Raw genomic sequence first — 25,931 nt, forward strand, 5'->3', positions numbered from 1 at the left:
TTCAGTCGACTGCGCCGGGCTGACGCTGCAGCACCCAGCGCATGGTGCGTTCGAGCACTGCGCGGCGGCTGTCGTCGTCCAGTTCCTGACTCAAGGCAGCATGTAGCTGGCGCCCCAGGGGATCGTCGCCCGCCGCCGCCAGAGCTGCCCAGAAGGCCGCCTCCTGACGATCCTCGGGCACCCCGCTGCCGGTCAGGTACATGCGCGCCAGCCAGCCCTGCATCAGCGCCTGACCGTCTTCAGCGCTGATACGGGTGTACCGTGCGCCAAGAACCTCATCGCGCGGATGCCCTCCAATTCCTTCCACATACAGCCGCGCGAGGAAGAACGCCGCCAGCGGCAGGCCGCCGTCGAGCGCTTGCTCAAGCAAGGGCCTGGCCTCGAAGACGCGCTCAGGTGCCAGCCCGCCGAGAGCATCGGCAATCAGCACCGAGGCCAGGGCGATGTTGGCGGGCAGATGACCGGCGGTTATGGCTTCGCCAAACCAGTACTCGGCGCGCTCGCGGTCGGCGGGCAGTTGTGAACCGCCCATGTACATCCAGCCCAGCTTGACGGCGTAGTCGGGCACCCCGGCGCGCGCGGTGCGCTCGTACCACTGCGCGGCAAGACGGTGGTCAGGGGGCACGCCATGGCCATTCTCGTACATCCACCCGAGGTAGGACGCCGCGCGCGCCGAGCCGCCCGCAGCAGCATGCTCGAACTGCTCGCGGGCGAGCACCCAGTCGGGCGGTTCGAGGTTCATCGCCTGATGGGCACGGGCCTCGTGCTCCGCCGCGCCACCATCGCCCGCATGGGCCGGAGCGCCATGAGGCAGCAGCACGATCACGCACAGCGCGAGAAAGAGGAAACGCAGCATGGGGATTCCGGGACGAAGAAAAGGCAACGGCCGGATCGTGACATCCGATCCGGCCGCAAACAAGCGCAGAAACGTCATCAACCGTAACGGCCGGTGATGTAGTCCTCGGTGGCCTTCTGGTCGGGGCTGACGAAGAGCTTGCGGGTATCAGAAAACTCGATCAGCTCACCCAGATACATGTAGGCGGTGAAGTCTGAGACGCGCGCCGCCTGTTGCATGTTGTGGGTCACGATGATGATGGTGAACTGCTCCTTGAGCTCTTCGATCAACTCCTCGATCTTAGCCGTGGAGATGGGGTCGAGCGCCGAAGTCGGCTCGTCGAGGAGCAACACCTCGGGTTCGATGGCGATCGCACGGGCAATCACCAGACGTTGCTGCTGACCACCGGAGAGCCCGAAGGCATTGCTTTGCAGACGGTCCTTGACCTCGTCCCACAGCGCTACGCCTTTCAGCGAGCGTTCGACGACCTCGTCGAGCACCTGCTTGTCGTTTACCCCCTGCAGGCGCAGGCCGTAGGCGACGTTCTCGTAGATGGTCTTGGGGAAGGGGTTGGGCTTCTGGAACACCATGCCGATGCGGCGGCGCAGTTCGGCAACATCCACACCCTTGGCGTAGATGTTCTCGCCATGAAGGTTGATCGAGCCCTCGATGCGGCAGTTGTCGACAAGGTCATTCATGCGGTTGAAGCAGCGCAGCAGCGTCGACTTGCCGCAACCCGACGGCCCGATGAAGGCGGTCACCCGCTTGGAGGGGATCTTCATGCTCACCGACTTCAGCGCGCGGTCGGCACCATAGTAGAGATCGAGCTTGTCGACGGTGATGGCGATGACTTCGTCCTCGATCGACAGGTGCTCGCGGGAAGAGCCGTCGAAGAGGCCGGCATTCATGCTGCGCACCGGCGCGGTAGCCTCGGGGGTGGCGATCTGGTTCATGGGTAAATCTCCGATAATCTGTTCAATTCTCGCACTGCAAGGCAGTGCTCAGTCACTTTCGGCGCGGAATTTCTCACGCAGGTGGTTGCGGATGGAGATCGCGCTGAGGTTGAGCAGGACGATCAGCAGCACCAGGATAAGAGCGGTGGCGTACACCAGTGCCTCGGCGGCCTCGGCGTGCGGACTCTGGAAGCCGACGTCGTAGATGTGGAAACCGAGGTGCATGATCTTGCGTTCGAGGTGGATGAAGGGGAAGTTGCCGTCGATGGGCAGGGTCGGCGCCAGCTTCACCACGCCGACCAGCATCAGCGGCGCCACTTCGCCTGCGGCGCGCGCAATCGCCAGGATGAGGCCGGTCATCATCGCCGGCGTGGCAAGTGGCACCACCACCTTCCACAAGGTCTCGCCCTTGGTCGCACCCAGCGCCAGCGAGCCCATGCGGATGGTCGAGGGGATGCGCGAAAGACCTTCCTCGGTCGATACGATGACCACCGGCAAGGTGAGCAGGGCCAGCGTCAGCGAGGCCCAGAACAGGCCCGGCGTGCCGAAAGTCGGTGCCGGCAGGGCTTCGGGATAGAAGGCGCTATCGATGGCGCCACCGAGCACATAGACGAAGAAGCCCAGGCCGAACACCCCGAAAACGATCGATGGAACCCCGGCGAGGTTGTACACCGAGATGCGGATCGCCTTCAGCAAGGGCCCCTGCTTGGCGTACTCGCGCAGATAGATCGCCGCCAGCACGCCGAAGGGCGTGACGATGATGGACATCACCAGCACCATCACCACCGTGCCGAAGATGGCCGGGAAGATACCGCCCTCAGTATTGGCCTCGCGCGGGAAACCGAACATGAAGTCGTAGAACGCTTCGATGTAGAAACCCACCTTGGCAATTACCGACATGTTGTTCGGCTGCCAGGCCTTGACGATGGTATTCAGACCGACGGTAACTTCCTTACCACCCGCCACCCGCATCACCACTGCATCGCGGCGCATGTCGGCAATCAGCGCATTGAGGCGTTCCTGCAGCTCTTCGTACTCAGTGTTGAGAGCCCTCCGGCGCTCGTCGAACTGCGCCCGCAAAGCGTCGTTAAGCTCACCGCGCAACTCGGCGCGGCGCTGATCGAGGCGCACTCTTTCGAGGCGGAAGTTGATGTTGCCGATCTCCACACGCTCGATCTTCCGCACTTCGTCAAAGATGCGGTTGCTGCGCTGCAGACGTTCCTGCAGCGCCGGCCACACCCCGTCACCGCTGGCCACCACCTCGCCACGTTCCAGCAGGCGCAGGGGCTGGCCGTAGAAATCACCCCACTCGCGACGTTCGAAGGCAGTAATGTCCTTCGGATAAGTCCATTCGCCGAGGAAATTTTCCACCATGTAGCTGAAGTCGCGTCCAGTGACATCGCGGTTTGCCAGCTTGAACAGATGACGTGTCACCAGGCGCTGCTCCTCGGGCAACTTGAGGCCAGCATCGCGCAGGGACTGTGCAGTGAGCGTCTCGGACTTGCGCAGCTGGCCGATGACCTCTACCTGTTCGCCGTTGGGCTGCACGTAGGTCGTGCTCACCAGGCTGTGCGGCCAGAAGTGACCGAAACCGCGCACCAGGATCAGCGCCAGCAGGCCGAACACCATGATGATGCTGATGCTCACCGCACCGCCGTTCAACCAGATCCACGGCGCGCCGCTTTTCCACCACTGTTTCATTTCATCAACCTCTCGGGCTCGGATCAAAGGGAGGCGTAGCGCTTGCGCAGACGCTGGCGCACGACTTCCGCGGCGGTATTAAGAACAAAGGTGAAGGCCAGCAGCACCAGAGCGGAGAGGAAGAGGACACGGAAGTGCGTCGACCCCACGGCCGTCTCGGGCAGCTCAACGGCGATGTTTGCCGCCAGCGTACGCATCCCTTCGAAGATGCTGAAGTTCACGATGGGACTGTTGCCGGAGGCCATCAGCACGATCATGGTTTCGCCAACGGCCCGCCCGAAGCCGATCATCACCGCCGAGAAGATGCCCGGGCTGGCGGTCAGCAAGACTACCCCGACCACCGTCTGCCAGGGTGTCGCACCGAGCGCCAACGATCCCTGGGTGAGGTGCTTGGGGACGTTGAACACCGCATCCTCGGCAATCGAGAAGATGGTCGGAATCACCGCAAAGCCCATTGCCAGGCCGACGATCAGGGCGTTGCGCTGGTCGTAGGTGATCCCGACGCTGGTCAGCCACTGACGCATCGACCCATCGAAGAACGCCAGCTCTGCCCACGGGCTGAGCGTCACCGCAATCCACCCCAGCACTATGACCACCGGGATCAGCATCGCCGCTTCCCAACCGCCGGCAACACTGTTGCGTAGCGATGCGGGCATGCGGCTCCACGCAAAGCCCCAGGCAAGGATGCCGAGCGGGAAGATCACCAGGCCGATGAGCAGAATGGGCAGGTTGTTCTCGATGTAGGGCGCCAGCCAGATACCGGCAAGGAAACCGAGGATCACCGTCGGCAGCGCCTCCATCAGTTCGATGGAAGGCTTGACCAGCTTGCGCATCGGCGCCGACATGAAGTACGCGGTATAGATTGCCCCGGCAATCGCCAGCGGGGTAGACAGCAGCATTGCGAAGAGTGCCGCCTTGAGGGTACCGATGGACAGGGGCACCAGGCTGAGCTTGGACTCGAAGGCATCGTCGGCGGACGAGGACTGCCAGATGTAGGCCGGCCCATCGCGCCCTTCATACCACACCTTACCCCACAGCCCGCTCAGCGAGGTCTGCGGATGCGGGTTGTCGATGCGCAGGACCTGCAGGCTGGCGGTACCCCGGCCTTCGACCAGCGCCATGCTGTTGATTGCCGAGATCGCCAGGCGCTCTACCGGCGCATCGACGACCTTGAGAAACTTCAGGGTCACGCTTGAGGTGGCGTAGTGGAGCCCTACCGTTCCGCTTTCGTCACCCGCGATGAAGCCCTTGCGACTGTGCTCGGGTTCAATGAAGGTAATCGCCGCGTCGTGGCGGCGGAACTCACGGATCAGCGCGAGCCTCTGCACGTTGCCGCCATCCTCGCGTACCAGCATCCACTGCGTGAGCGACCCGTCGGACCCACCGACGATCAGCGACCGCGACCCGACGAGGAATTCTGCCACCCGCACATCCACTCCGGGACGGGTCAGGGCAACGGTTTCGACCAGCACGGGATTGCCGCGATTGACAATATCGAAGTGATGCAGAACGCCGTCCTCGTCGATGGCAAAGAGGTTGCGCAGGGATTCGTTGACCAGCAGCTGGCGCACCGGCTTGCCCAGTGCAGGCAGGCGGAAATCCTGGCGGCGGATTTCCACGGTGCCGCTGAGCATGCTGGTTGAGGTCGAGAACAGCGCCATGGCGATCTCGCCCTCACGGGTACCGGCTGCAACCACGTAGCCACCGCGTCCCTCGACGATGGTCAAGGCGCTGTAATCGACCGCCTCGTCGTCATTCTCGCGCTCCCCCACGCGGATAGGCTGCTCGCCCAGAGGGTAGCTCAGGCGCGGGGTGATGACCCGCACGCCGGCGGGATAGGTAAGATCGTAATCGACCTTCAGCGGCAGCACCGAACCGTCGCTCAGGCCATACACGAACAGGCTCTTGCGGGTCTCCGAACGCCCGAAGCCGGTGATCGTCACCCCTTCAGGCAGGGGCACACGCACACTGGAGAGGATGCGCCCTGTTGAGGCCTGAAAAAATGTGATGGCACCCGACTCGGCAAACCGGCCACCGATCTCCTCAAAACGGTCGACGGTCAGATGCAGGGTCGGCGAGGCCGTCTCGTCCACTGGCAGCGCATAAGAGTAGGCCTGCTCCACACTCACTGGCTTGAGCAGCGGCAACGTCTCGTAGAACAGGTAAAGAAAGATCAGAGCCAGCGCGAAGATCACCCCGATACCACCCGAACCCACCCCGTATCTCGACAGGGCGTCGCGGAACATGCGGGTCTTGCGCAACTTCTCGCGCTTCTCGGCGGACGGCAGCAGGGACTCCCGCAGCACGCCGCCATCGGTTGGAATGGCTGACATCTCGTCTGACTCCTGAATTCGGACTGGAACGCTCGAAACGCCGGTTCCGCGGCAAAAAACAGGGCTTCGCCACCTTCGCAGCGAAGCCCCGCTTGATACAGGCTGTTGTTATTTCAGGCCTTTCTCGACCAGGAAGCGTTCAGCCACGGTCGCCGGCAGGGTCACATAGCCGTCGCGATGCACGACGCCCTGACCTTCCTTGGACAGCACCATGCGGAAGAACTCGCGCTCCAGCGGGTTCCAGCCGCCGTTGGGCTTGGCGTTGGCATAGACGTAGAGGAAGCGCGCCAGCGGATAAGTTCCGTTCACAGCGTTCAGGCCGTTCGCCTCAACCGGCTGCTGACCATGCTCCTTTGCCAACGGCACGACACGCACGCCGGAGGTCTTGTAGCCGATGCCGGAGTAGCCGATGCCGTTGATGGTCTGCTCGACACCGCGAACCACGGCCGAGGAACCGGGTTGCTCGTTGATGGAGGACTTGAAGTCGCCGCCACACAGGGCGGTTTCCTTGAAGAAGCCATAGGTACCGGAGACGGCATTGCGGCTGTACAGGGTGATGTCACGATTGGCCCAGGCACCGGTCAGACCGACCTGACCCCAGGTGGTGATGTCTTCCTTGTAACCGCAGGCGCGGGTGGCGGAGAAGATCGCATCAACCTGCGGGATGGACAGACCGGCGATGGGGTTGTCCTTGTTCACATACACCGCAACCATGTCGATGGCGACCGGGACTTCGGTCGGCGCGTAGCCGTGGCGATCCTCGAACGCACGGATCTCGGAGGCACGCATGGCGCGGCTCATCGGACCGAAGTTGGCGGTACCTTCAACCATCGCCGGAGGCGCGGTGGAAGAACCGGCACCCTGGATCTGGATATTGACGTTGGGGTAGAACTTGGCGAACTCCTCGGCCCACAGCGTCATGAGGTTGTTCAGGGTATCGGACCCGATGGAAGTCAGGTTGCCGGAGATACCCGAAACGCGCTGGTAATTCGGCAGTTTCGGATCAACATCGGCGGAGGCGATACCGGCGGACAGGCCGAGCGCGGCGGCAATACCGATAACCAGGGGCTTCTTCAGCATCATGTCAATCATCCTCTGAGTGTGTGGTGGCTTCGAAGCACCTGGAGCCATAAGCTGTCCGCGCTTCGATGGCGAGATTGTCGCCACCAAACATTACAGAACGATGAAAGTCACAAAATGATCATCTGTCGCCTCAGCCCACCGCCTCCTTGACCGTGTCGGCAATGCTGCGCGCCAGGGTGTCGACCTCGGCACCATCCTGCCCTTCCACCATCACCCGCAGCAGCGGCTCGGTGCCCGAAGGCCGCAGGAGGACCCGCCCACGCGCGCCGAGGGCGGTCTCGGCAGCCTCGGCGGCTGCGCCAATGGCGCGGTCGGCACGCCAGTCGAAGCCGGCCGGCAGGCGCACGTTGATCAGGCGCTGGGGGTAGAACACGAGGTCGGCGCAGGCCTCGGCGAGCGACTGGCCACGCTGCTTGAGGGCGGCGAGCACCTGCAGCGCGGAGACAATGCCGTCGCCGGTGCTGTGGCGGTCCAGGCAGATGATGTGGCCGGAGTTTTCGCCACCGAGCTTCCAGCCGCGCTCGTGGAGCATCTCCAGCACATAGCGGTCGCCGACGCGGGCGCGCTCGAAGGGCACACCGAGGCGAGCCACCGCATGTTCGAAGCCGAGGTTGCTCATCAGCGTGCCGACCACGCCCTCCAGACGCCCTTCTGCCGCCCGCGCGGCGGCGATGACATAGAGCAGCTTGTCGCCGTCGTAGATCTCGCCCTTGCGGTCGACCATGATCAGGCGGTCGGCATCGCCATCGAGGGCGATGCCCAGATCCGCCCCCTGCGCCAGCACTGCCGCGCGCAGGTTCTCCGGACGGGTGGCGCCGACACCGTCGTTGATGTTGAGCCCGTTGGGCTCCACCCCCACCGCCAGCACCTCCGCGCCGAGTTCATGGAACACCGCCGGCGCAATGGTATACGCCGCGCCGTGGGCGCAATCGAGGGCGATACGCAGGCCGCGCAGATCGAGCTCGTTGGGGAAAGTACTCTTGCAGAACTCGATGTAGCGTCCGGCGGCGTCATCGATGCGCCGCGCACGGCCCAGGCGCGCCGAGTCCACGCAGCCCATGGGCTCCTCGAGGCGGGTCTCGATCTCCGCCTCCACCGCATCGGGCAGCTTGGCGCCGCCGGCGGAGAAGAACTTGATGCCGTTATCGTAGAAGGGGTTGTGCGAAGCCGAGATCACCACGCCGGCCTGCAGGCGCAGCGCCCGGGTCAGGTAGGCCACTGCGGGCGTCGGCACCGGACCGGCGAGCATGACGTCCACACCGGCAGCGGCAAACCCCGCCTCCAGCGCCGCCTCCAGCATGTAGCCGGAGATCCGCGTGTCCTTGCCGATGAGCACCGCCGGATGCTCGCCATGGGGCAGATGCTCGCGCGCCACCAGGGTGACCCCGGCGGCGTAGCCCAGACGCATGACGAACTCGGGCGTGATCGGTGCCTCGCCAACCCGTCCGCGCACTCCGTCGGTACCGAAATACTTGCGTCCCATCTGTCCCTCGCTGGCGTTCATTCACAGGGGACGGATTATGACAGGGCGAGCGCCATCGGTGCGCGGCACAGTGCACACGGCGGGTACTCGCACCCGCGCGCTCGCCAGCGCCCCTGAGGCGCAGCAGCAACACCCTGCTAGTGTAGTGTTTCACTCTTGCGGGAACTTAAGTTTGCACAACGAAGCTCCCTCCCCTTCAAGGGGGCGGAGCAGGGGTTTCGGCGAGCACCGCTCGCCGCCTGCGTAGCGGCGTAGCGTAGCGGAGACTCCCGGGTTGGGGTGGGGATGGGTAGACTCCGAAGCGCCTGCAAGAAACCCATCCCCATCCTGTCCTTCCCCTTGAAGGGGAAGGAACCTGCTAATTCGCTCCGCGGCACACGAGGAGAAGGCCGCTGCAACGTGAATTGCTACGCTTCAGATAAGTTCCATCAAGAACGCACCACTACACTAGGTATCGACGGCAGCCAACACCTTCAGCGCATCCACCGTCGCGGCGACATCATGCACCCGCAGGATGCGCGCGCCGCGCTGGGCGGCCAGCACCGCGGCGGCGATGCTGGCGGGCAGGCGCCCGGCCGGCGGGTGCCCGGTGAGCGCCCCCAGCATGCTCTTGCGCGACAGTCCGGCGAGCACCGGCAGACCGCCAGCGGTGAAGCTGTCGAGGTGGCGCAGCAGGGCGAGGTTGTGCTCGAGGGTCTTGCCGAAGCCGAAGCCGGGATCGACGACGATGCGCGCGCGCGCCACCCCGGCCGCCTCCAGCGCGGCGACGCGCTCATCGAGGAAGGCGGCGACCTCGCCGACCACCTCGCGATACTGCGGCGCAGCCTGCATGGTGCGCGGTTCGCCCTGCATGTGCATCACGCACAGCGCGGCATTGCCGGCAGCTACCGCGGCGACCGCGCCGGGCGCACGAAAGCCGTTGACGTCGTTGATCATGTCGGCGCCAGCGGCAAGGGCGGCGCGCATCACCGCGGGCTTCAGGGTATCCACCGAGAGCGGCACGGGCAGATCGGCAAGGGCGTGCAAGGCCGGCACGATGCGCTCGATCTCCACTTCCTCGGCGACCGGCTCGGCGCCCGGGCGGGTGGACTCCGCGCCCAGGTCGAGGATGCCGGCCCCCTCGGCAAGCGCCGCTTCGGCGCGCGCGCGCAGTGTGCCGGGGTTGGCGGCAAGACCGTCACCACTGAAGGAGTCGGTGGTCAGGTTGAGGATCGCCATCACCACCGGACGGCGCAGATCGAGGCGGAAGCGCCCACACTGCAGGATGCTCATGCTGCCCTCACTGGGGGGTGTTCGCACCCCCAAAAACAACGGGCCGGCACATGGCCGGCCCGCGCAACGGACGGGAACGGGTTCAGGCCACCGGTGCCGGCGCGTTGGGCGCTTCGCCGGCGCTGTCGTCGGCAGACGGCGGCTTGACCGAGTTGGAGGTGGGCTTGGGCGGCCGCGGCGGCTTGCCGGCCATGATGTCGTTGACCTGGTCGGCGTCGAGGGTCTCCCACTCCAGCAGGGCCTGGGTCATGGTCTCGACCTTGTCGCTGTTTTCCTCGATCAGGCGGCGGGCGAGAGCGTACTGCTCGTCGATGATGCGGCGGATTTCCGCATCGACCTTCTGCATCGTCGCCTCGGAGACATTGCGATGGGTGGTGACCTGGCGGCCGAGGAAGATCTCGCCCTCCTCCTCGCCATACACCATCGGCCCGAGATTGTCCGACATGCCCCACTGGGTGACCATGCGGCGGGCCAGATCGGTGGCGCGGGCAAAATCGTTGGAGGCGCCGGTGGTCATCTGCTTCATGAAGATCTCTTCGCAGATGCGCCCGCCGAACAGCACCGCGATCATCTGCAGCAGGCGGTCGCGATCCTGGCTGTAGCGGTCTTCGGTGGGCAGCTGCATGGTCACGCCCAGCGCACGGCCGCGCGGGATGATGGTGACCTTGTGCACCGGATCGGTCTTGTCAAGCAGCTTGGCGACCACGGCGTGACCGGACTCGTGGTAGGCGGTGTTCTTGCGCTCTTCCTCGGGCATCACCACCGAGCGGCGCTCGGCGCCCATCATGATCTTGTCCTTGGCACGCTCGAAGTCGTCCATATCCACCAGACGCTTGTTGGCGCGTGCGGCGAACAGTGCGGCCTCATTGACCAGATTGGCCAGATCGGCGCCGGCAAAGCCGGGCGTGCCACGGGCGAGCACCTGCGGCTCGACGTCGGGGGCAATGGGCACCTTGCGCATGTGCACCTTGAGGATCTGCTCGCGCCCGCGGATGTCGGGCAGCGGCACGACCACCTGACGGTCGAAACGGCCCGGACGCAGCAGCGCGGGATCGAGCACGTCGGGACGGTTGGTGGCGGCGATGACGATCACCCCGGCCTGCCCCTCGAAGCCGTCCATCTCCACCAGCAGCTGGTTGAGGGTCTGCTCGCGCTCGTCGTTGCCGCCGCCAAGGCCGGCGCCACGCTGGCGGCCGACGGCGTCGATCTCGTCGATGAAGATGATGCACGGGGCGTGCTTCTTGGCCTGCTCGAACATGTCGCGCACGCGCGCCGCGCCGACGCCGACGAACATCTCGACGAAGTCGGAGCCGGAAATGGAGAAGAACGGCACCTTGGCCTCGCCGGCGATGGCCTTGGCGAGCAGGGTCTTGCCGGTACCGGGGGAGCCGACCATCAGCACGCCCTTCGGGATGCGGCCGCCGAGCTTCTGGAACTTGGAGGGATCACGGAGGAACTCGACCAGCTCGAAAACCTCTTCCTTGGCTTCGTCGCACCCGGCGACGTCGGCAAAGGTGATCGAGTTGGCGGACTCGTCGAGCATGCGTGCCTTGCTCTTGCCGAAGGAAAACGCCCCGCCCTTGCCGCCGCCCTGCATCTGGCGCATGAAGAAGATCCACACGCCGATCAGCAGCAGCATCGGGAACCACGACACGAATACGCTGGCGAGGAAGGACTGCTCCTCCTCGGGCTTCGATGCGGTCACGGTGACGCCGTAGCGCATCAGGTCGGAAACCATCCAGATGTCCTGAACGCCGGGGGTATATACGGTAACCGACCGCCCTTCCAGGGTGGTCGCGCGCACCATCCGGCCCTCCACCACCACCTTGGCAATGCGCCCGGCCTTGGCTTCCTCCAGGAACTGGGAGTACTCCATGGTGTTGGGCGCCACCTGGCGGGTGTTGAACTGGTTGAAGACGGTCATCAGCACCACGCCGATGACCATCCAGATGGCAAGATTCTTGAAGAGATTGTTCAACGTCGTTCCTCGAAAGCCTTACGGGGGCCAGCGCAAGATGGACCCATTCTAGTGGCGAACGTTCCCGCCCGCAAACCAATCGGGGCGATCAACAAATGCAATCGTCGCCCCAAGCAGCCCATCGCCTACTTCAGTCCCGTCGCCAGCAGATAGACCTCGGCGCTGCGATCGCGCGAGGCCTTCGGCTTGCGCACCTGGACGCTGCGGAAGGCCGCCTGCATCTGTGCACGCAGTTCGTCGAAGCCCTCGCCCTGAAACACCTTCACCAGCATGTTGCCGCCGGGCTTGAGGTGGCGCTGGGCAAAGTCGAGCGCGAGCTCGCAGAGGTGAATCGAACGCGCCTGGTCCACCGTCGGCACACCTGACATGTTGGGGGCGATGTCGGAAAGTACAAGGTCCACCGGCGCGCCTTCCAGGCTGGCCTCGAAACGCTCGGCAAAGTCGTTGTCGGTGAAGTCGCCCTGCAGGAAGGCGACCCCGTGGATCGGCTCCACCGGCAGCAGGTCGAGGGCGAACACCCGCCCTTTGCCGCCAATGCGCTGCACCACCACCTGCGACCACGAACCCGGCGCCGCGCCGAGGTCGACGACGGTCATGCCGGTGCGCAGCAGGCGGTCGCGCTCATCGATCTCGATGAGCTTGAAAGCCGCGCGCGAGCGATAGCCCTGGGCCTTGGCCTGCTGGACATAGGGGTCGGTGACGTGCTCCATCATCCAGGCCTTGCTGGTCTTGGTTCGCTTCATCGGAGTAGAATCCGTGCCCTGTAAAGATTGAGAAAATCCATGATCGAACTGTCCCCCGCCCAGCGCCGCGAACTGCGTGCCCGCGCCCACCACCTGCATCCGGTGGCGAGCATCGCCGGCAACGGCCTGTCGCCCGCCGTGCTGGCCGAGATCGAAGCCGCACTGCAGGCTCACGAGCTGATCAAGGTGCGCGTCTACGGTGCCGACCGCGATGCCCGCGAAGCCTTGATGAGCGAGCTGTGCGTCGCCACCGCAGCCGCTGCCGTGCAGCATATCGGCAACATCCTCGTGGTGTGGCGCGAACGCCGCGAGGAAGTGCCGCGCAGTGGCACCACCCCCGCGCTGCCCAAGGGCGGACGTGCCGCACGCCCGTCTACGGCCAAGTCGGCCGGCGCCTTTGCCGCCGCCGCGCGCCGCGCAGCGCTCAAGCAGGCCGCCAGCGCACGCAACAAGCCGGGCCGCCGCGGCACCGCCGGCGGCGCCTTCAAGAGCCCCGGCACGGGCAGCCGTAAGAAGTAACCCGCTACCTGGCTACCTGAACAGCGCGCGCCGGGACACTGCCACGAGGGCAAGACCCAGCACGCTCTGCAACAGATAGAGCACGCTCGACACACCGTGCCAGGTGGCGAAGCGCGCGCGCCAGGCGCTCTCCATCACTTCCTGTGGCCACGCCATGGCCTTCAGCTCGGCCATCAGCGGCTGGATGCAGAAGAGGATCGCCAGCGCGATGCCGAGCATCAGCACCACCAGCCAGAAGGCTGCATTGCGAAATGCCAGCCAGCCTTGGCGCAGACTCATGTAGAGCAACAGCCAGGCCGCGCAGCCCACCCCCAGCCAGCCCAGCAGGGCGAACAGGCGACCGGCGACGGCGCCGGCGAGGCTGCGGTCGGCAATCATCGCGAACAGCGTCGGCACCACAAGATAGCCGACCACCCACAGACCACCGACCCACAGCGTCACCGCGACCAGACTGAGGGTTTCAGCGAGCCTGCGCATCGGTTCAGATGTAGCGCACGTCCACCACTTCGTATTCACGCACGCCGCCGGGGGCCTGCACCTCGGCGATGTCGCCGGCGTACTTGCCGATCAGCGCACGGGCGATGGGCGAGCTGATGGAGATCTTGCCCTGCTTGATGTCGGCCTCGTCTTCGCCGACGATCTGGTAGGTCACCGTGGTGCCGGCATCCATGTCTTCCAGATCGACGGTAGCGCCGAAGACGCAGCGGCCATCGGCATCGAGCAGCTTGGGGTCGATGATCTGTGCCGTGGCGAGCTTGCCTTCGAGCTCCATGATGCGGCCTTCGATAAAGCCCTGGCGCTCCTTGGCGGCATCGTACTCGGCGTTCTCCGAAAGGTCGCCGTGCGAGCGCGCCTCGGCGATCGCGGCGATCACGTTGGGGCGCTCGACGGTCTTCATGCGGTGCAGTTCGGCGCGCAGCAGTTCGGCACCGGCTACGGTGAGCGGAGTCTTGTTCATCGTGCTTGCTTCAGTTCGGCGTGCAGGGACTGCACGGAATAGACTTCGAGGCTGGCGAGGTGGCGCATCCCCATGCAGGCCGCACGTGCGCCCTCGATGGTGGTGAATACGGTGACCTTGGCGGCCAGCGCACTGGTGCGGATGGAGCGCGAGTCGGCCACAGCCTGGCGCTTTTCCTCGACGGTGTTGATGACCAGACAGATCTCGTCGTTCTTGATCATGTCCACGATGTGCGGGCGGCCTTCATTGACCTTGTTGACCACCGCCACCGGAATGCCGGCTGCCTCGATGGCTGCCGCAGTGCCGCGGGTGGCCACCAGGCTGAAACCGAGCTCACGCAGTTCGCGCGCCACTTCCACCGCTACCGGGCGGTCGGTGGGCTTGACGCTGATGAACACCAGCCCGGATGCGGGCAGGCGCACGCTGGCGGCCAGCTGGCTCTTGACGAAGGCTTCGGCAAAACTGCGGCCCACGCCCATGACCTCGCCGGTGGACTTCATCTCGGGTCCGAGAATGGTATCGACGCCGGGGAACTTGACGAAGGGGAACACCGCCTCCTTCACCGAGTAATAGGGCGGCACCACTTCGCCGCTGACACCCTGGCTGGCCAGGCTCTGGCCGGCCATGCAGCGTGCGGCGATCTTGGCCAGCGGCAGCGAGCAGGCCTTGGAGACGAAGGGCACGGTGCGCGAGGCGCGCGGGTTCACTTCCAGCACGTACACCACGGCGTTGTCGCCCTCGCCCTGGATGGCGAACTGCACGTTCATCAGGCCGACCACGTTGAGCGCGCGCGCCATTGCTTCGGTCTGGCGGCGCAGTTCGTCCTGCAGCGCGGCCGACAGGGTGTAGGGCGGCAGCGAGCAGGCGGAGTCGCCCGAGTGCACGCCGGCCTGTTCGATATGCTCCATGATGCCGCCGATGATGACCTGCTGGCCGTCGGACAGCGCATCCACGTCCACCTCGGTGGCGTCGTTGAGGAAGCGGTCGAGCAGCACCGGCGATTCGTTGGAGACCTTCACCGCCTCGCGCATGTAGCGCTCGAGGTCCTTTTGCTCGTGGACGATTTCCATCGCGCGGCCGCCCAGCACGTAGGACGGGCGCACCACCAGCGGGTAGCCGATCTCGGCGGCCAGGCGCACCGCCTCTTCCGGGGTGCGCGCGGTGCGGTTGGGCGGCTGCTTGAGACCGAGGTCCATCAGCAGCTTCTGGAAACGCTCGCGGTCTTCCGCGGCGTCGATCATGTCCGGGCTGGTGCCGATGATGGGCACGCCGTTGTCGGCCAGCGCCTGCGCCCTCTTCAGCGGGGTCTGGCCGCCGAACTGGACGATCACGCCGACCGGCTTCTCGATGTGCACGATCTCCAGGATGTCTTCCAGGGTGATCGGCTCGAAGTACAGGCGGTCGGAGGTGTCGTAGTCGGTGGACACGGTTTCCGGGTTGCAGTTGACCATGATGGTCTCGTACCCGTCCTCGCGCAGGGCGAGCGCCGCGTGCACGCAGCAGTAGTCGAACTCGATGCCCTGGCCGATGCGGTTGGGACCGCCGCCGAGCACCATGATCTTCTTCTTGTCGGTGGGGCGCGCCTCGCACTCTTCCTCGTAGGAGGAATACATGTAGGCGGTGGAGGTGGCGAACTCGGCCGCGCAGGTATCGACGCGCTTGAACACCGGGCGCACGCCCTGGGTGTGGCGGTGCAGGCGCACCGCGGTCTCGTCGCTGCCGAGCAGCTTGGCCAGGCGACGGTCGGAGAAGCCCTTCTGCTTCAGCGCACGCAGCTCGCCGGCCTGCAGGGCCTTCAGCGAGCGGCCAACGAGCGCCTTCTCGGTGAGCACGATGTCTTCGATCTGGGCGAGGAACCAGGGGTCGATCTTGGTCAGGTTGAACACCTGCTCCTGGGTATAGCCCTCGCGGAAGGCCTGGCCGACGTACCAGATGCGCTGCGCGCCGGGGTTGGCCAGTTCGTGTTCCAGATCCTCGCGATCGGCTTCGACCTCGTCGAGGCCGTAGGCGCCGACTTCGAGGCCACGCAGGGCCTTCTGGAAGGATTCCTGGAAGCAGCGCCCCATCGCCATGACCTCGCCCACCGACTTCATCTGGGTGGTCAGGCGGCTGTTGGCCTGCGGGAACTTCTCGAAGGCAAAGCGCGGGATCTTGGTGACGACGTAGTCGATCGACGGCTCGAAGGACGCCGGGGTGGCGCCACCGGTGATGTCGTTCTTCAGTTCGTCGAGCGTGTAGCCCACCGCCAGCTTGGCGGCGACCTTGGCGATCGGGAAGCCGGTGGCCTTGGACGCCAGCGCGGACGAGCGCGACACGCGCGGGTTCATCTCGATGACGATCATGCGACCGTCCTTCGGATTGATGGCGAACTGCACGTTGGAGCCACCGGTATCCACGCCGATCTCGCGCAGCACCGCGATCGAGGCGTTGCGCAGGATCTGGTATTCCTTGTCGGTGAGGGTCTGCGCCGGGGCGACGGTGATCGAGTCGCCGGTGTGCACGCCCATGGGATCGAGGTTCTCGATCGAGCACACGATGATGCAGTTGTCGGCGCGGTCGCGCACGACTTCCATCTCGTATTCCTTCCAGCCGAGCAGCGACTCTTCGATGAGCAGTTCGTTGGTCGGGCTGGCCTCGAGACCGCGCTTGCAGATCTCGTGGAACTCTTCCATGTTGTAGGCGATGCCGCCGCCGGTGCCGCCGAGCGTGAAGCTCGGGCGGATGATCACCGGGAAGCCGATGCCGCCCTGCACCTGCAGGGCCTCTTCCATGCTGTGGGCGATGCCCGAGCGCGCCGAACCGAGACCGATCCTGGTCATCGCGTCCTTGAACTTGAGGCGGTCCTCGGCCTTGTCGATGGCCTCTTCGGAGGCGCCGATCAGTTCCACGCCGTACTTCGCCAGCACGCCGTTGCGGCCCAGGTCGAGCGCGCAGTTGAGTGCGGTCTGGCCGCCCATGGTCGGCAGGATGGCGTCCGGGCGTTCCTTCTCGATGATCTTCTCGACCACCTGCCAGGTGATCGGCTCGATGTAGGTGACGTCCGCGGTGTCCGGGTCAGTCATGATGGTGGCCGGATTGGAGTTCACCAGGATGACCTTGTAGCCTTCCTCGCGCAGCGCCTTGCAGGCCTGGGCACCGGAGTAGTCGAACTCGCAGGCCTGACCGATGATGATCGGGCCGGCGCCGATGATCAGGATGGACTGAATGTCTGTACGCTTGGGCATTGCCGTATTCTCGAATCGGTGACGGCGGGCCGGGGCCCGCCGGGGTGAAGTCTTACTTGGCCGCTTCGATCATCTTGATGAAGCGGTCGAAGAGGTAGGCGACGTCGTGCGGACCAGGGCTGGCTTCCGGGTGACCCTGGAAGGAGAAGGCCGGCACGTCGGTACGGGCGATGCCCTGGTTGGTACCGTCGAACAGCGACACGTGGGTGGCACGCAGGGTGGCCGGCATGGTCGCCGGATCCACTGCAAAGCCGTGGTTCTGGCTGGTGATCAGCACATTGCCGGTATCCAGGTCCTTCACCGGGTGATTGGCGCCATGATGGCCGGTGGCCATTTTCATGGTCTTCGCCCCGGAGGCCAGCGCGAGGAGCTGGTGACCCAGGCAGATGCCGAAGGTGGGCACGCGCGCGGCGAGGATCTCGCCGATCGCGGCGATGGCGTAGTCGCAGGGTTCCGGGTCGCCAGGGCCGTTGGAGAGGAAGACGCCGTCGGGCTTCATCGCCAGCACGTCCTTCGCCGGGGTCTGTGCCGGCACCACGGTGAGGCGGCAACCGCGCGTGGCGAGCATGCGCAGGATGTTGCGCTTGACGCCGAAGTCGTAGGCCACCACGTGGAAGCGCGGCTTGTCCTGGGTCACGTAACCCTCGCCCAGCACCCACTCGCCTTCGTTCCAGGCAAAGGTCTCGGTGGCGCTCACCACCTTGGCCAGATCCATGCCGGCCAGACCGGGGAAGGCACGCGCCTGGGCGACGGCCGCCTCGGCGTTGAGGGTCTCGCCCACCGCGCCGGTGACGATGCAGCCGGCCTGAGCCCCCTTCTCGCGCAGCACGCGGGTCAGGCGACGGGTATCGATGCCGGCGATGGCGACGATGTTCTCCGCCTTCAGGTAGGCGTCGAGGGTCTGCTCCATGCGGAAGTTGGAGGCCAGCAGCGGCAGGTCGCGGATCACCAGGCCGGCGGCGTGCACGCGATCCGCCTCGACGTCCTCGGCATTCACCCCGGTATTGCCGATATGGGGATAGGTCAGGGTGACGATCTGGCGACAGTAGCTGGGGTCGGTGAGGATTTCCTGGTAACCGGACATCGAGGTGTTGAACACCACCTCGCCGACCGTGCTGCCAGGCGCGCCGATTCCCTTGCCGAAGAAGACCGTCCCGTCGGCAAGCGCGAGAAGGGCAGGCGGGAAAGCAGTCACGAGAAACTCCTGAATTGAACCGGTGTGAACACGGACGGAGCGCGCCGGCGCACGCAACTGGCTTCGTCCATATGTGAAAAAACGGGACCGCCCGCCTGGGCCATCCCGCTGAATAATCTTTGGAATCTTACCATTTTGGTGCGCCCGAGGCAACGCACGGGGCAGCCCCGGGCGGCGCTTCAGCGCCGGCGCAGATGGGGGCGCAGGTTGTTGGCGAGGAGGTTCAGCTCGCGCAGCAGGTCGGCCACCGGCTCGCCGCCGACGGCGGGGTCCTCGTTGCGCGCGCAGGCCTCCAGGCGGCGCGCGGCCTTCTCCGCGCGCGAACCGCCGAAAATGCCTACCGAACCCTTGATGGCGTGCGCCAGCTCGCTGAGGCGGCGGAAGTCAGCCGTTTCGCCAGCGACCCGCAGCGCGGAGATGTTGCCGCCGAGGTCGCGGAAGAATATCTGCAGCAACTGCTCGACCGCCTCATCGTCGCCGTCGAGCAGTTCACGGGTGTGGGCAAGATTGGCCACCTCGTCGGCGCCCTGCGCAACCGCCGCGGCGCCGATGTCGAGGAGGCTGCGATCGGCAACATCACTCAGCTCTGCAGCCATCTCGTCGTGGCGGCGGCGGGCACGTTCGATGGTCGCCAGCAGCTCCGCCGGACGCACCGGCTTGGAGACGTAGTCGTCCATGCCGGCCTCCAGGCAGCGCTCGCGGTCGCCCTCCATGGCGTGCGCGGTCATCGCCACGATGGGGATGGCCTGCCAGCGCCCGGACATCGCCCAGCTGCGCCGGGCTTCGCGCGCGCGTATCGCCTGGGTGGCCTCGAAACCGCCCATCACCGGCATCTGCACATCCATCAGGATGAGGTCGAAATGGCCGTGATCGAAGGCGTCGACCGCCTCCTCGCCGTTATTGACCACGGTGACGCGGTGCCCGGCGCGCTCCAGGATGCGCGTGGCAACGGTCTGATTGACCGGATTGTCTTCCGCCAGCAGGACCTCGAGAACCTCGTTGCGGACCTCGACGAAGCCCTCGCCCTCGGCCAGCGTGGCGCTCGGGTCGAAGGCCAGAAAGGCGTCATCGAGCGCGTCCTCGCCACCGCTGCGGGCGAGCTGGAGGGCTTCGACCAGGTCTTCGAGCGAGAACGGTTTCGACATCCGTGTTTCCAGCCCCAGCTCGCGACAGCGGGCCAGATCGCGGCGCAGCACGTGGCTGTCGAGCAGCACCACCATGCGGTCGAGCCAGGGGGTGACGCTGCGGTAGCGCTCGGCCAGCACAAAGCCGCCGGGCGGCGGCAGGGCAGCGTCCATGAGCACGAAGTCGACCGGATCGCGGCCGTCGCGCGCCGCCTCCAGCGCCGCCACCAGCGCCTCGGCATCGGCGAGCAGTTCGGCACGCAGGCCGGCGGCCGCCAGCCGGCGCGCCAGCATCGCGGCAAAGGCGGTGTTGCGCGCCGCCACCAGCACGCGCGCACCGGCCAGGTCGCCGACACGCAGCACGCGCGCCTCCTCCATCACCTGCAACTGGGCGGTAAAACTGAAGCGACTGCCCTCGCCTTCCCGGCTGCTGACCGTGAGCCGCCCGCCCATCAGCTCGACCAGATGACTGCAGATCGCCAGCCCGAGGCCGGTACCGCCGTACTTGCGGGTCGTCGAGCTATCGGCCTGCGCAAAGGCGGCAAAGATGCTGCCCTGCTTGTCGGCGGGGATGCCGATGCCGGTGTCGCGCACGGTGAAGCGCAGCGCCAGCTCGTCGGCGCTGCGGCGCTCGACGCCGACACCGACTTCGATCTCGCCTTCGGCGGTGAACTTGATGGCGTTGCCGATCAGGTTGAGCAGCACCTGGCGGATGCGCCCGGGATCGCCGCGCAGGACCGCCGGCACCTCGTCGGCGACCTCGAACCAGATCTCCAGCCCCTTTTCGTGGGCGCGCAGGGCGAGCGACTTGAGCGTCTCGGCGACCACCGCGGCGGGCGAGAAGTCGATGCGCTCCAGGCTCAGCTTGCCGGCTTCGATCTTGGAGAAGTCGAGAATGTCGTTGATGATGGTGAGCAGGGCTTCGCCCGAGCTCTTCACCGTCAGCAGGTACTCGCGCTGCTCGTCGTCGAGGTCGGAGTCGAGCAGCAGATCGGTCATGCCGAGGATGCCATTCATCGGCGTGCGGATTTCGTGGCTCATGTTGGCAAGAAACTCGCCCTTGGCACGGCTGGCCGCTTCCGCGGCCTCCTTGGCCTGCAGCAGCTCGAGCTCGCGGCTCTTGCGCCCGGAGATGTCGCGCCACGCTCCCATCAGGCGCTGCCAGCGGCCGTCGGCACCACGGTGCATGGCCTGGCCGCGCACCTGCAGCCACTTCCACCCGCCGTCGCGGCTGCGCACCCGGCATTCGGCCTCGAACACCGGCAGGTCGCCACGCAGGTGGCTGCGCAGCAACTGCTGCATGGCCCCGGCGTCATCGGCATGGATCAGTTTCACCCAGGCATCGATGGCCGCCTCGGGTTCGTCGCCAGGCCCGAAGAGCGCCTGCCACTGCTTGTCCACCTGCACCCGGCCGGCGAGCAGATCCCAGTCCCACAACCCGCTGGCGGTGTTGTGCAGGGCCAGGTCGAGACGCGCACGCGCCTCGGCAAGCTCGCTCTCAAGGCGTTCGTTCTCCGCCGCCAGCGCCTGCAGGCGCCGGTCTTCGGCTGCGCTGTGGGGGCCGGCCGCGGCGGGGTCGCTCATGACTCAGCGCAGCCCGAGCACGTCCTGCATGTCGAACAGGCCGTTGCTGCGCCCGGCAAGGAAGCGCGCCGCGCGCATCGCGCCGCTGGCATAGGGCATGCGGCTGGCCGACTTGTGGGTGATTTCGATGCGTTCGCCGATGCCGGCGAAGAGCACGGTGTGGTCGCCGACCACGTCACCGCCACGGATGGTGGAGAAGCCGATGGTCTCGGCCTTGCGTTCACCGGTGACGCCTTCGCGACCGTAGATCGCACAGTGCTCAAGGTCGCGACCGAGTTCGCGCGCCACCACCTCACCCATGCGCAGCGCCGTACCCGAGGGGGCGTCGACCTTGTAGCGGTGATGGGCCTCGATGATCTCGACGTCGTAGCCATCGTTGAGGATGCGGGCGGCAACCTCGAGGAGCTTGAACACCGCATTGACGCCCACCGCCATGTTGGGCGCGAAGACCACCGGGATGTCAGCAGCGGCGGCGGCAATAGCCTGGCGGGCAGCCGCATCCAGGCCGGTGGTACCGATCACCATGGCCTTGCCCAGTTCGCGCGCCAGCGCCAGATGGGCAAGCGTGCCCTCGGGGCGGGTGAAGTCGATCAGGCAGTCGCTCGCCGCCAGCGCAACACGCGCATCGTCGGTGATCCTCACCCCGCACGGCGCACCGGCAAACTCGCCGGCATCGCGACCGATGAAGGGCGTGCCGGAACGGTCGAAAGCCGCCCCCAGACACACCCCTTCTTCCGCGCGGGCGGCTTCGATCAGCATCCGCCCCATGCGCCCGGAGGCGCCGGCGACGGCAATACGCAATTCACTCATCAGCATTCCTTCGGCTTGACCCGGCGGCCTCGGAGCCCACCGGCAGGCGCGGCGCTCACTTGGCCGGCGCTTCGATCTCGATCACCCGGCTGCGCACGCTGCGCTCGGCCTCGGCGGCACCCTGGGCGTCGCCGGCCTCGATGTCGCCTTCGAGACGGTCGAGCAGGTCGCCGTTGAAGAACACCGACAGCACGCGCTGCTGGGCCTGTCCCTGACCGGGCTTGAACAGGTAGACGTAGTCCCAGCGGTCGTTGCGGAACATGTCGACGACCAGCGGCGTGCCGAGCAGGAAGCGCACCTGGTCGCGGGTCATGCCGCGACGCAGTTGGGCAACCATGTCCTGATCCACGTAGTTACCTTGGCGGACGTCGATGCGATAGGGGTTGACGCGGTCGGTGATGTTGCCGAACGAGCAGCCGACAACGAGAGTGCAGACGGCCGCGAGGGCCGTGATGTGCATGGAGCGCATGGATGGGATCTTGGTTGGTGCGCCGGTTGGCGCAACGTTCTCAGGCTGGATTAAAAAATATATCATAGCGTGACCGGGGCGGCCGCGTTTGTGCAAGCATGGCCGTCAATCCAAGCCCCTCCCCGACAGGCGACCATGACCGACAATTCTCAGAACCTCAAAAGTATCGGCCTCAAGGCGACCTATCCGCGTCTGCGGATCCTCGACCTGTTCCAGAACTCCGAACAGCGCCACCTCACCGCCGAGGACGTCTACCGCCTGCTGATGAACGAAGGCATGGACATCGGTCTCGCCACGGTCTATCGCGTGCTGACCCAGTTCGAGCAGGCTGGCCTGCTCGAACGTCACTACTTCGAGGCCGGCAAGGCGGTGTTCGAACTGCACGAAGGCGGCCACCACGACCATCTGGTGTGCCTGCAGTGCGGCAAGGTGGAGGAGTTCTACGATCCCGAGATCGAACGCCGCCAGAATGCCATCGCCGAGGAGCGCGGCTTCCGCGTCAAGGAGCATGCGCTCTACCTGTACGCCGAGTGCACCAAGGACAAGTGCCCCAACAAGGGCGGCGCCTGATTTCACACTGTTTGACCCGCCGCCACGCCCGCCCGCGCTATAAAGAGCGGGATTTCACCACTTACCGGGGAGTACGGGCATGAGCTGGATCTTCACCGTCGTGATCGGCGGCATCGTCGGCTGGCTGGCCAGCATCATCATGAAGACCAACGCCCAGATGGGCCTGATCGCCAACGTGCTGGTCGGCATCGCCGGTTCGGCACTGGGCTTCTGGCTCGCCGGGCTGGTCGGCATCAACGCCGCCGGCGGCCTGCTGCGCTTTGCCGTTGCCATCGGCGGCGCCGCGCTGCTGATCTTCATCCTGCGCCGCCTCGGGGTCTTCCGCTAGCTAGCCCGCATTTCTCACGCCCTCACGTCGCGAGGGGGTCGAGGCGCCGCCGTGGTGCGCCGCACGGACCGATCGACGCCGAAGGCGTAGCTGACACTACGTCGAGGCGGCGTGAGGGAGTACGGCGTACCACGGCGAGTGCATCGGCACCCGCAGCAGGGATGGTGTGAGAAATGCGGGCTCTAGACGCCTGTCGGCCCCTCAGGCTGCCCCCGCTGCGCCGAGCATCTCGGCGGCATGGCTGCGCGTGGTGGCGGTGATGTTCACGCCGCCCAGCATGCGGGCGATCTCTTCCACCCGCGCGCCCTCGTCGAGCACCACGACACGGCTCAGCACCTCGCCGTCGCGCTCGGCCTTGGCGATGTTCCACTGCCAGTCCGCGCACGCCGCCACCTGCGGCAGGTGGGTGACGCACAGCACCTGACGTTCGCGCCCGAGCTCGCGCAGCATGCGCCCGACGATCTCGGCCACGCCACCACCGACACCGACATCGACCTCGTCGAAGATCATCGTCGGCGTCGCCGCATCGCGGCTGGTGATCACCTGGATGGCCAGCCCGATGCGTGACAGCTCACCCCCCGAAGCCACGCGGGCGAGCGGACGCAGAGGCTGGCTGGGATTGGCGGCGACGCGGAATTCGACCTCCTCGCGGCCGTGCGCCCCTCCTTCGGCGACCTCCGTCAGCGCCACCTCGAAGCGCCCGCCAGCCATCGCCAGACCCTGCATGGCGGCACTGATGCGCTCGCTGAGCGCTGCCGCAGCGGGTGCACGCAAGGCGCTCAGGCGCTGCGCGCAAACCTCGTAGGCAGCCCGCGCCTCGGTCTCGGCGGCGGCCAGCCGGGCCGGGTCGGCGCCCAGCTCGAGCTCTTCGAGGCGCGCCCGCCACTGGCCGAGCAGTGCCGGCAGCTCTTCCGGGGCGACGCGGTGCTTGCGCGCCATGTCGGTCACCGCACCGATGCGCGCCTCGATCTCGGCCAGGCGCTGAGGATCGAGATCAACGCGTTCGCGGTAGCGGCGCAGCGCATGCAAGGCCTCGTCGGCCTGAATGGCCGCAGAGCCAAGCAGTTCGCTGACTGCGCCGAGCTCGCCGTCGATCGCCGCGAGCGCATCGATGCGCACGCCGAGGCGGCCGAGCAGCGGCGCGGCGGCAAAATCCCCCTCGCCAAGGGCGGCGAGAACCTCGTCGGCCCCCTCCATCAGCGCCGCTGCGTGCGCCAGGCGACCGTGCTCGTGGTTGAGCTCGGCCCATTCGGTGGCATCGAAGGCCAGCGCGGCGAGCTCGTCGACCTGCCAGCCGAGCAGCTCGCGCTCGCGTGCCGTGGCGGCATTGTCGCGCTCGGCACCCTCCCGTCGCGCCCTCGCCTGCTGCCACTGCCGATACGCGGCAGCCACCGCCGCGGCAGCCTCGGCAGCACCGGCATGGGTATCGAGCAACTGGCGCTGGGCATCGCCGCGCAGCAGGGCATGGTGGGCGTGCTGGCCGTGGATGTCGCACAGGTGTTCGCCGAGCTCGCGCAACTGGTTGAGCGCCACCGCACTGCCGTTCAGCCACGCCCGCGAACGCCCGCCGGCTTCCACCACGCGGCGCAGGATGAGGGCGCCATCCTCGACCTCGATGGCCTGCTCATCCAGCCATGCGCGCAGCGCCGCCGACGGCGGCAGATCGAACTCGGCGCTGATCTCGGCGCGCTCGCGCCCGACGCGCACCGCACTGGCATCGGCGCGGTCGCCGAGGACGAGGCCGAGGGCATCGAGGAGGATGGACTTGCCGGCACCGGTCTCGCCGGTAAGGGCGCCGAAACCGGCCTCGAAATCAAGTTCGAGGCGATCGACGATGACGAAGTCACGGATGGTCAGACGGCGCAGCATGGTGGCGGACGAACCTCAGGGGTGGCGCGGCGCTGCACTCCAGTGCAGCTTCTCGCGCAGCATGGCGAAATAGCTGTAGCCCTCGGGATGCAGCAGGCGCACCTGCAGCGGCGAGCGGGTGATGCGCAGGCAGTCGCCGGCACGGGCGTCGAAACGCGCCTGGCCGTCGAAGTGAACGCGCGCATCGTGCGGCGGCAGCAGGGTGAGATCGACGCGGCAGTCGTCTGGCAGGGTCACCGGGCGCGCGGTGAGCGCGTGCGGGCACAACGGCACGATGGCGATGCCGCCTACGCGCGGATGGAGGATGGGGCCGTTGGAAGACAGCGCATAGGCCGTCGACCCGGTCGGCGTGCTGACGATCATGCCGTCGGAACGCTGGGTGTAGACGAATTCGCCGTCGATGGCGAGGTCGAACTCGATCATCCGCCCGAGATCGCCCTTGTTGATCACCACGTCGTTGAGCGCCAGGGTATGGAAGACGCGCTCGTCGCCGCGCAACACCTCGGCGGCGAGCATGCTGCGGCACTCGGCGACATAGCGCCCGTCGATGATCTCGGCGATGCGCTCGCAGGCATCCTCGCGTGCGATGTCGGTAAGGAAACCCAGCCGTCCCTGGTTGACGCCGACCAGCGGCACCTCGTGAGCGGCCAGGCGACGCGCCGTGTTGAGCATGGTGCCGTCGCCACCGAGGACCACGGCAAGATCGGCGCGCGCGCCGATGTCTTCATAGGTGGCGAGGGCGAAATCGCCGCCCGCGCCGATCGCACTCGCTGTGCCCTGCTCGATCAGCACGCCCACTCCGCGGCCGCGCAGGAAGGCGGCGAGCTGCAGCACCGACTCGGCGACGTCGGGGCTCTGGTACTTGCCGATCAGTGCGATGGTGGAGAAGGTCTGGGCCAT

General features: G+C 66.3%; 21 protein-coding genes. 3 read left to right on the plus strand and 18 right to left on the minus strand.

The features are described from left to right. Position 1 precedes the first annotated feature (1 nt). The 9 genes from C8261_RS09575 to rlmE form a co-directional block, all read right to left on the minus strand. A complete protein-coding gene (locus tag C8261_RS09575) occupies positions 2–856 on the minus strand; it encodes a tetratricopeptide repeat protein (protein ID WP_181358911.1) in 855 nt (284 codons plus the stop codon). A 77-nt stretch (positions 857–933) separates the two neighbouring features. Beyond that, entirely contained in the window at positions 934–1,743 is an 810-nt protein-coding gene (gene pstB, locus C8261_RS09580) for a phosphate ABC transporter ATP-binding protein PstB (RefSeq protein WP_107493514.1), read from the minus strand. Between the two features lie 93 nt (positions 1,744–1,836). Beyond that, positions 1,837–3,489: a phosphate ABC transporter permease PstA gene (gene pstA, locus C8261_RS09585; RefSeq protein ID WP_107493473.1), complete on the minus strand. Its 1,653-nt coding sequence runs from the start codon at positions 3,487–3,489 to the stop codon at positions 1,837–1,839. A gap of 23 nt (positions 3,490–3,512) precedes the next feature. Continuing rightward, positions 3,513–5,822 carry an ABC transporter permease subunit gene (locus C8261_RS09590; protein WP_107493474.1) on the minus strand — a complete coding sequence of 770 codons (2,310 nt, stop codon included), beginning with the start codon at positions 5,820–5,822 and terminating at the stop codon, positions 3,513–3,515. Between the two features lie 108 nt (positions 5,823–5,930). Beyond that, positions 5,931–6,905, minus strand: coding sequence for a PstS family phosphate ABC transporter substrate-binding protein (locus C8261_RS09595; RefSeq protein WP_107493515.1), 975 nt, complete (start codon positions 6,903–6,905; stop codon positions 5,931–5,933). Positions 6,906–7,035: 130 nt separating this feature from the next. Further along, positions 7,036–8,388 carry a phosphoglucosamine mutase gene (glmM, locus tag C8261_RS09600; RefSeq protein ID WP_107493516.1) on the minus strand — a complete coding sequence of 451 codons (1,353 nt, stop codon included), beginning with the start codon at positions 8,386–8,388 and terminating at the stop codon, positions 7,036–7,038. A gap of 447 nt (positions 8,389–8,835) precedes the next feature. Beyond that, positions 8,836–9,660: a dihydropteroate synthase gene (gene folP / locus C8261_RS09605; protein WP_107493475.1), complete on the minus strand. Its 825-nt coding sequence runs from the start codon at positions 9,658–9,660 to the stop codon at positions 8,836–8,838. An 82-nt stretch (positions 9,661–9,742) separates the two neighbouring features. Next, positions 9,743–11,638, minus strand: a complete 1,896-nt coding sequence (gene ftsH, locus C8261_RS09610; protein WP_107493476.1) for an ATP-dependent zinc metalloprotease FtsH — start codon at positions 11,636–11,638, stop codon at positions 9,743–9,745. Positions 11,639–11,763: 125 nt separating this feature from the next. Further along, entirely contained in the window at positions 11,764–12,381 is a 618-nt protein-coding gene (gene rlmE, locus C8261_RS09615) for a 23S rRNA (uridine(2552)-2'-O)-methyltransferase RlmE (RefSeq protein WP_107493477.1), read from the minus strand. A gap of 39 nt (positions 12,382–12,420) precedes the next feature. Between rlmE and C8261_RS09620 the strand changes: the two genes are divergently transcribed. After that, on the plus strand, positions 12,421–12,900 hold the full coding sequence (locus C8261_RS09620; RefSeq protein WP_107493478.1) for a YhbY family RNA-binding protein: 480 nt from the start codon (positions 12,421–12,423) through the stop codon (positions 12,898–12,900). Positions 12,901–12,912: 12 nt separating this feature from the next. Here the strand turns inward: C8261_RS09620 and C8261_RS09625 are convergent, their stop codons facing one another. The 7 genes from C8261_RS09625 to C8261_RS09655 all read right to left on the minus strand — a co-directional run bounded on the left by C8261_RS09625 (position 12,913) and on the right by C8261_RS09655 (position 22,255). Then, a complete protein-coding gene (locus C8261_RS09625; protein ID WP_107493479.1) occupies positions 12,913–13,377 on the minus strand; it encodes a DUF4149 domain-containing protein in 465 nt (154 codons plus the stop codon). Positions 13,378–13,381: 4 nt separating this feature from the next. After that, a complete protein-coding gene (gene greA / locus C8261_RS09630) occupies positions 13,382–13,858 on the minus strand; it encodes a transcription elongation factor GreA (protein ID WP_107493480.1) in 477 nt (158 codons plus the stop codon). After that, positions 13,855–17,082 carry a carbamoyl-phosphate synthase large subunit gene (gene carB, locus C8261_RS09635; RefSeq protein ID WP_107493481.1) on the minus strand — a complete coding sequence of 1,076 codons (3,228 nt, stop codon included), beginning with the start codon at positions 17,080–17,082 and terminating at the stop codon, positions 13,855–13,857. Before carB ends, greA begins: the two co-directional genes overlap by 4 nt. A gap of 52 nt (positions 17,083–17,134) precedes the next feature. After that, positions 17,135–18,277 (minus strand): glutamine-hydrolyzing carbamoyl-phosphate synthase small subunit, encoded by a 1,143-nt coding sequence (carA, locus tag C8261_RS09640; RefSeq protein ID WP_107493482.1) that lies wholly within the window; start codon positions 18,275–18,277, stop codon positions 17,135–17,137. A gap of 179 nt (positions 18,278–18,456) precedes the next feature. Further along, a complete protein-coding gene (locus C8261_RS09645) occupies positions 18,457–20,985 on the minus strand; it encodes a hybrid sensor histidine kinase/response regulator (protein WP_107493483.1) in 2,529 nt (842 codons plus the stop codon). Positions 20,986–20,988: 3 nt separating this feature from the next. Beyond that, positions 20,989–21,795, minus strand: coding sequence for a 4-hydroxy-tetrahydrodipicolinate reductase (gene dapB, locus C8261_RS09650; RefSeq protein WP_107493484.1), 807 nt, complete (start codon positions 21,793–21,795; stop codon positions 20,989–20,991). Between the two features lie 55 nt (positions 21,796–21,850). Next, complete coding sequence (locus C8261_RS09655; protein WP_235864884.1) at positions 21,851–22,255, minus strand: outer membrane protein assembly factor BamE; 405 nt, start codon at positions 22,253–22,255, stop codon at positions 21,851–21,853. Between the two features lie 144 nt (positions 22,256–22,399). Here C8261_RS09655 and fur point away from each other — a divergent pair, with 144 nt between their 5' ends. Then, a complete protein-coding gene (gene fur, locus C8261_RS09660) occupies positions 22,400–22,834 on the plus strand; it encodes a ferric iron uptake transcriptional regulator (RefSeq protein WP_107493486.1) in 435 nt (144 codons plus the stop codon). Positions 22,835–22,913: 79 nt separating this feature from the next. Further along, positions 22,914–23,162, plus strand: coding sequence for a GlsB/YeaQ/YmgE family stress response membrane protein (locus C8261_RS09665; protein WP_107493487.1), 249 nt, complete (start codon positions 22,914–22,916; stop codon positions 23,160–23,162). A gap of 201 nt (positions 23,163–23,363) precedes the next feature. Here C8261_RS09665 and recN read toward each other — a convergent pair whose 3' ends face one another. Continuing rightward, positions 23,364–25,031 carry a DNA repair protein RecN gene (recN, locus tag C8261_RS09670; protein WP_107493488.1) on the minus strand — a complete coding sequence of 556 codons (1,668 nt, stop codon included), beginning with the start codon at positions 25,029–25,031 and terminating at the stop codon, positions 23,364–23,366. A gap of 15 nt (positions 25,032–25,046) precedes the next feature. Then, positions 25,047–25,931, minus strand: coding sequence for an NAD kinase (locus C8261_RS09675; protein ID WP_107493489.1), 885 nt, complete (start codon positions 25,929–25,931; stop codon positions 25,047–25,049).

Source organism: Pseudothauera lacus (assembly GCF_003034845.1).
Lineage (GTDB): Bacteria > Pseudomonadota > Gammaproteobacteria > Burkholderiales > Rhodocyclaceae > Pseudothauera > Pseudothauera lacus.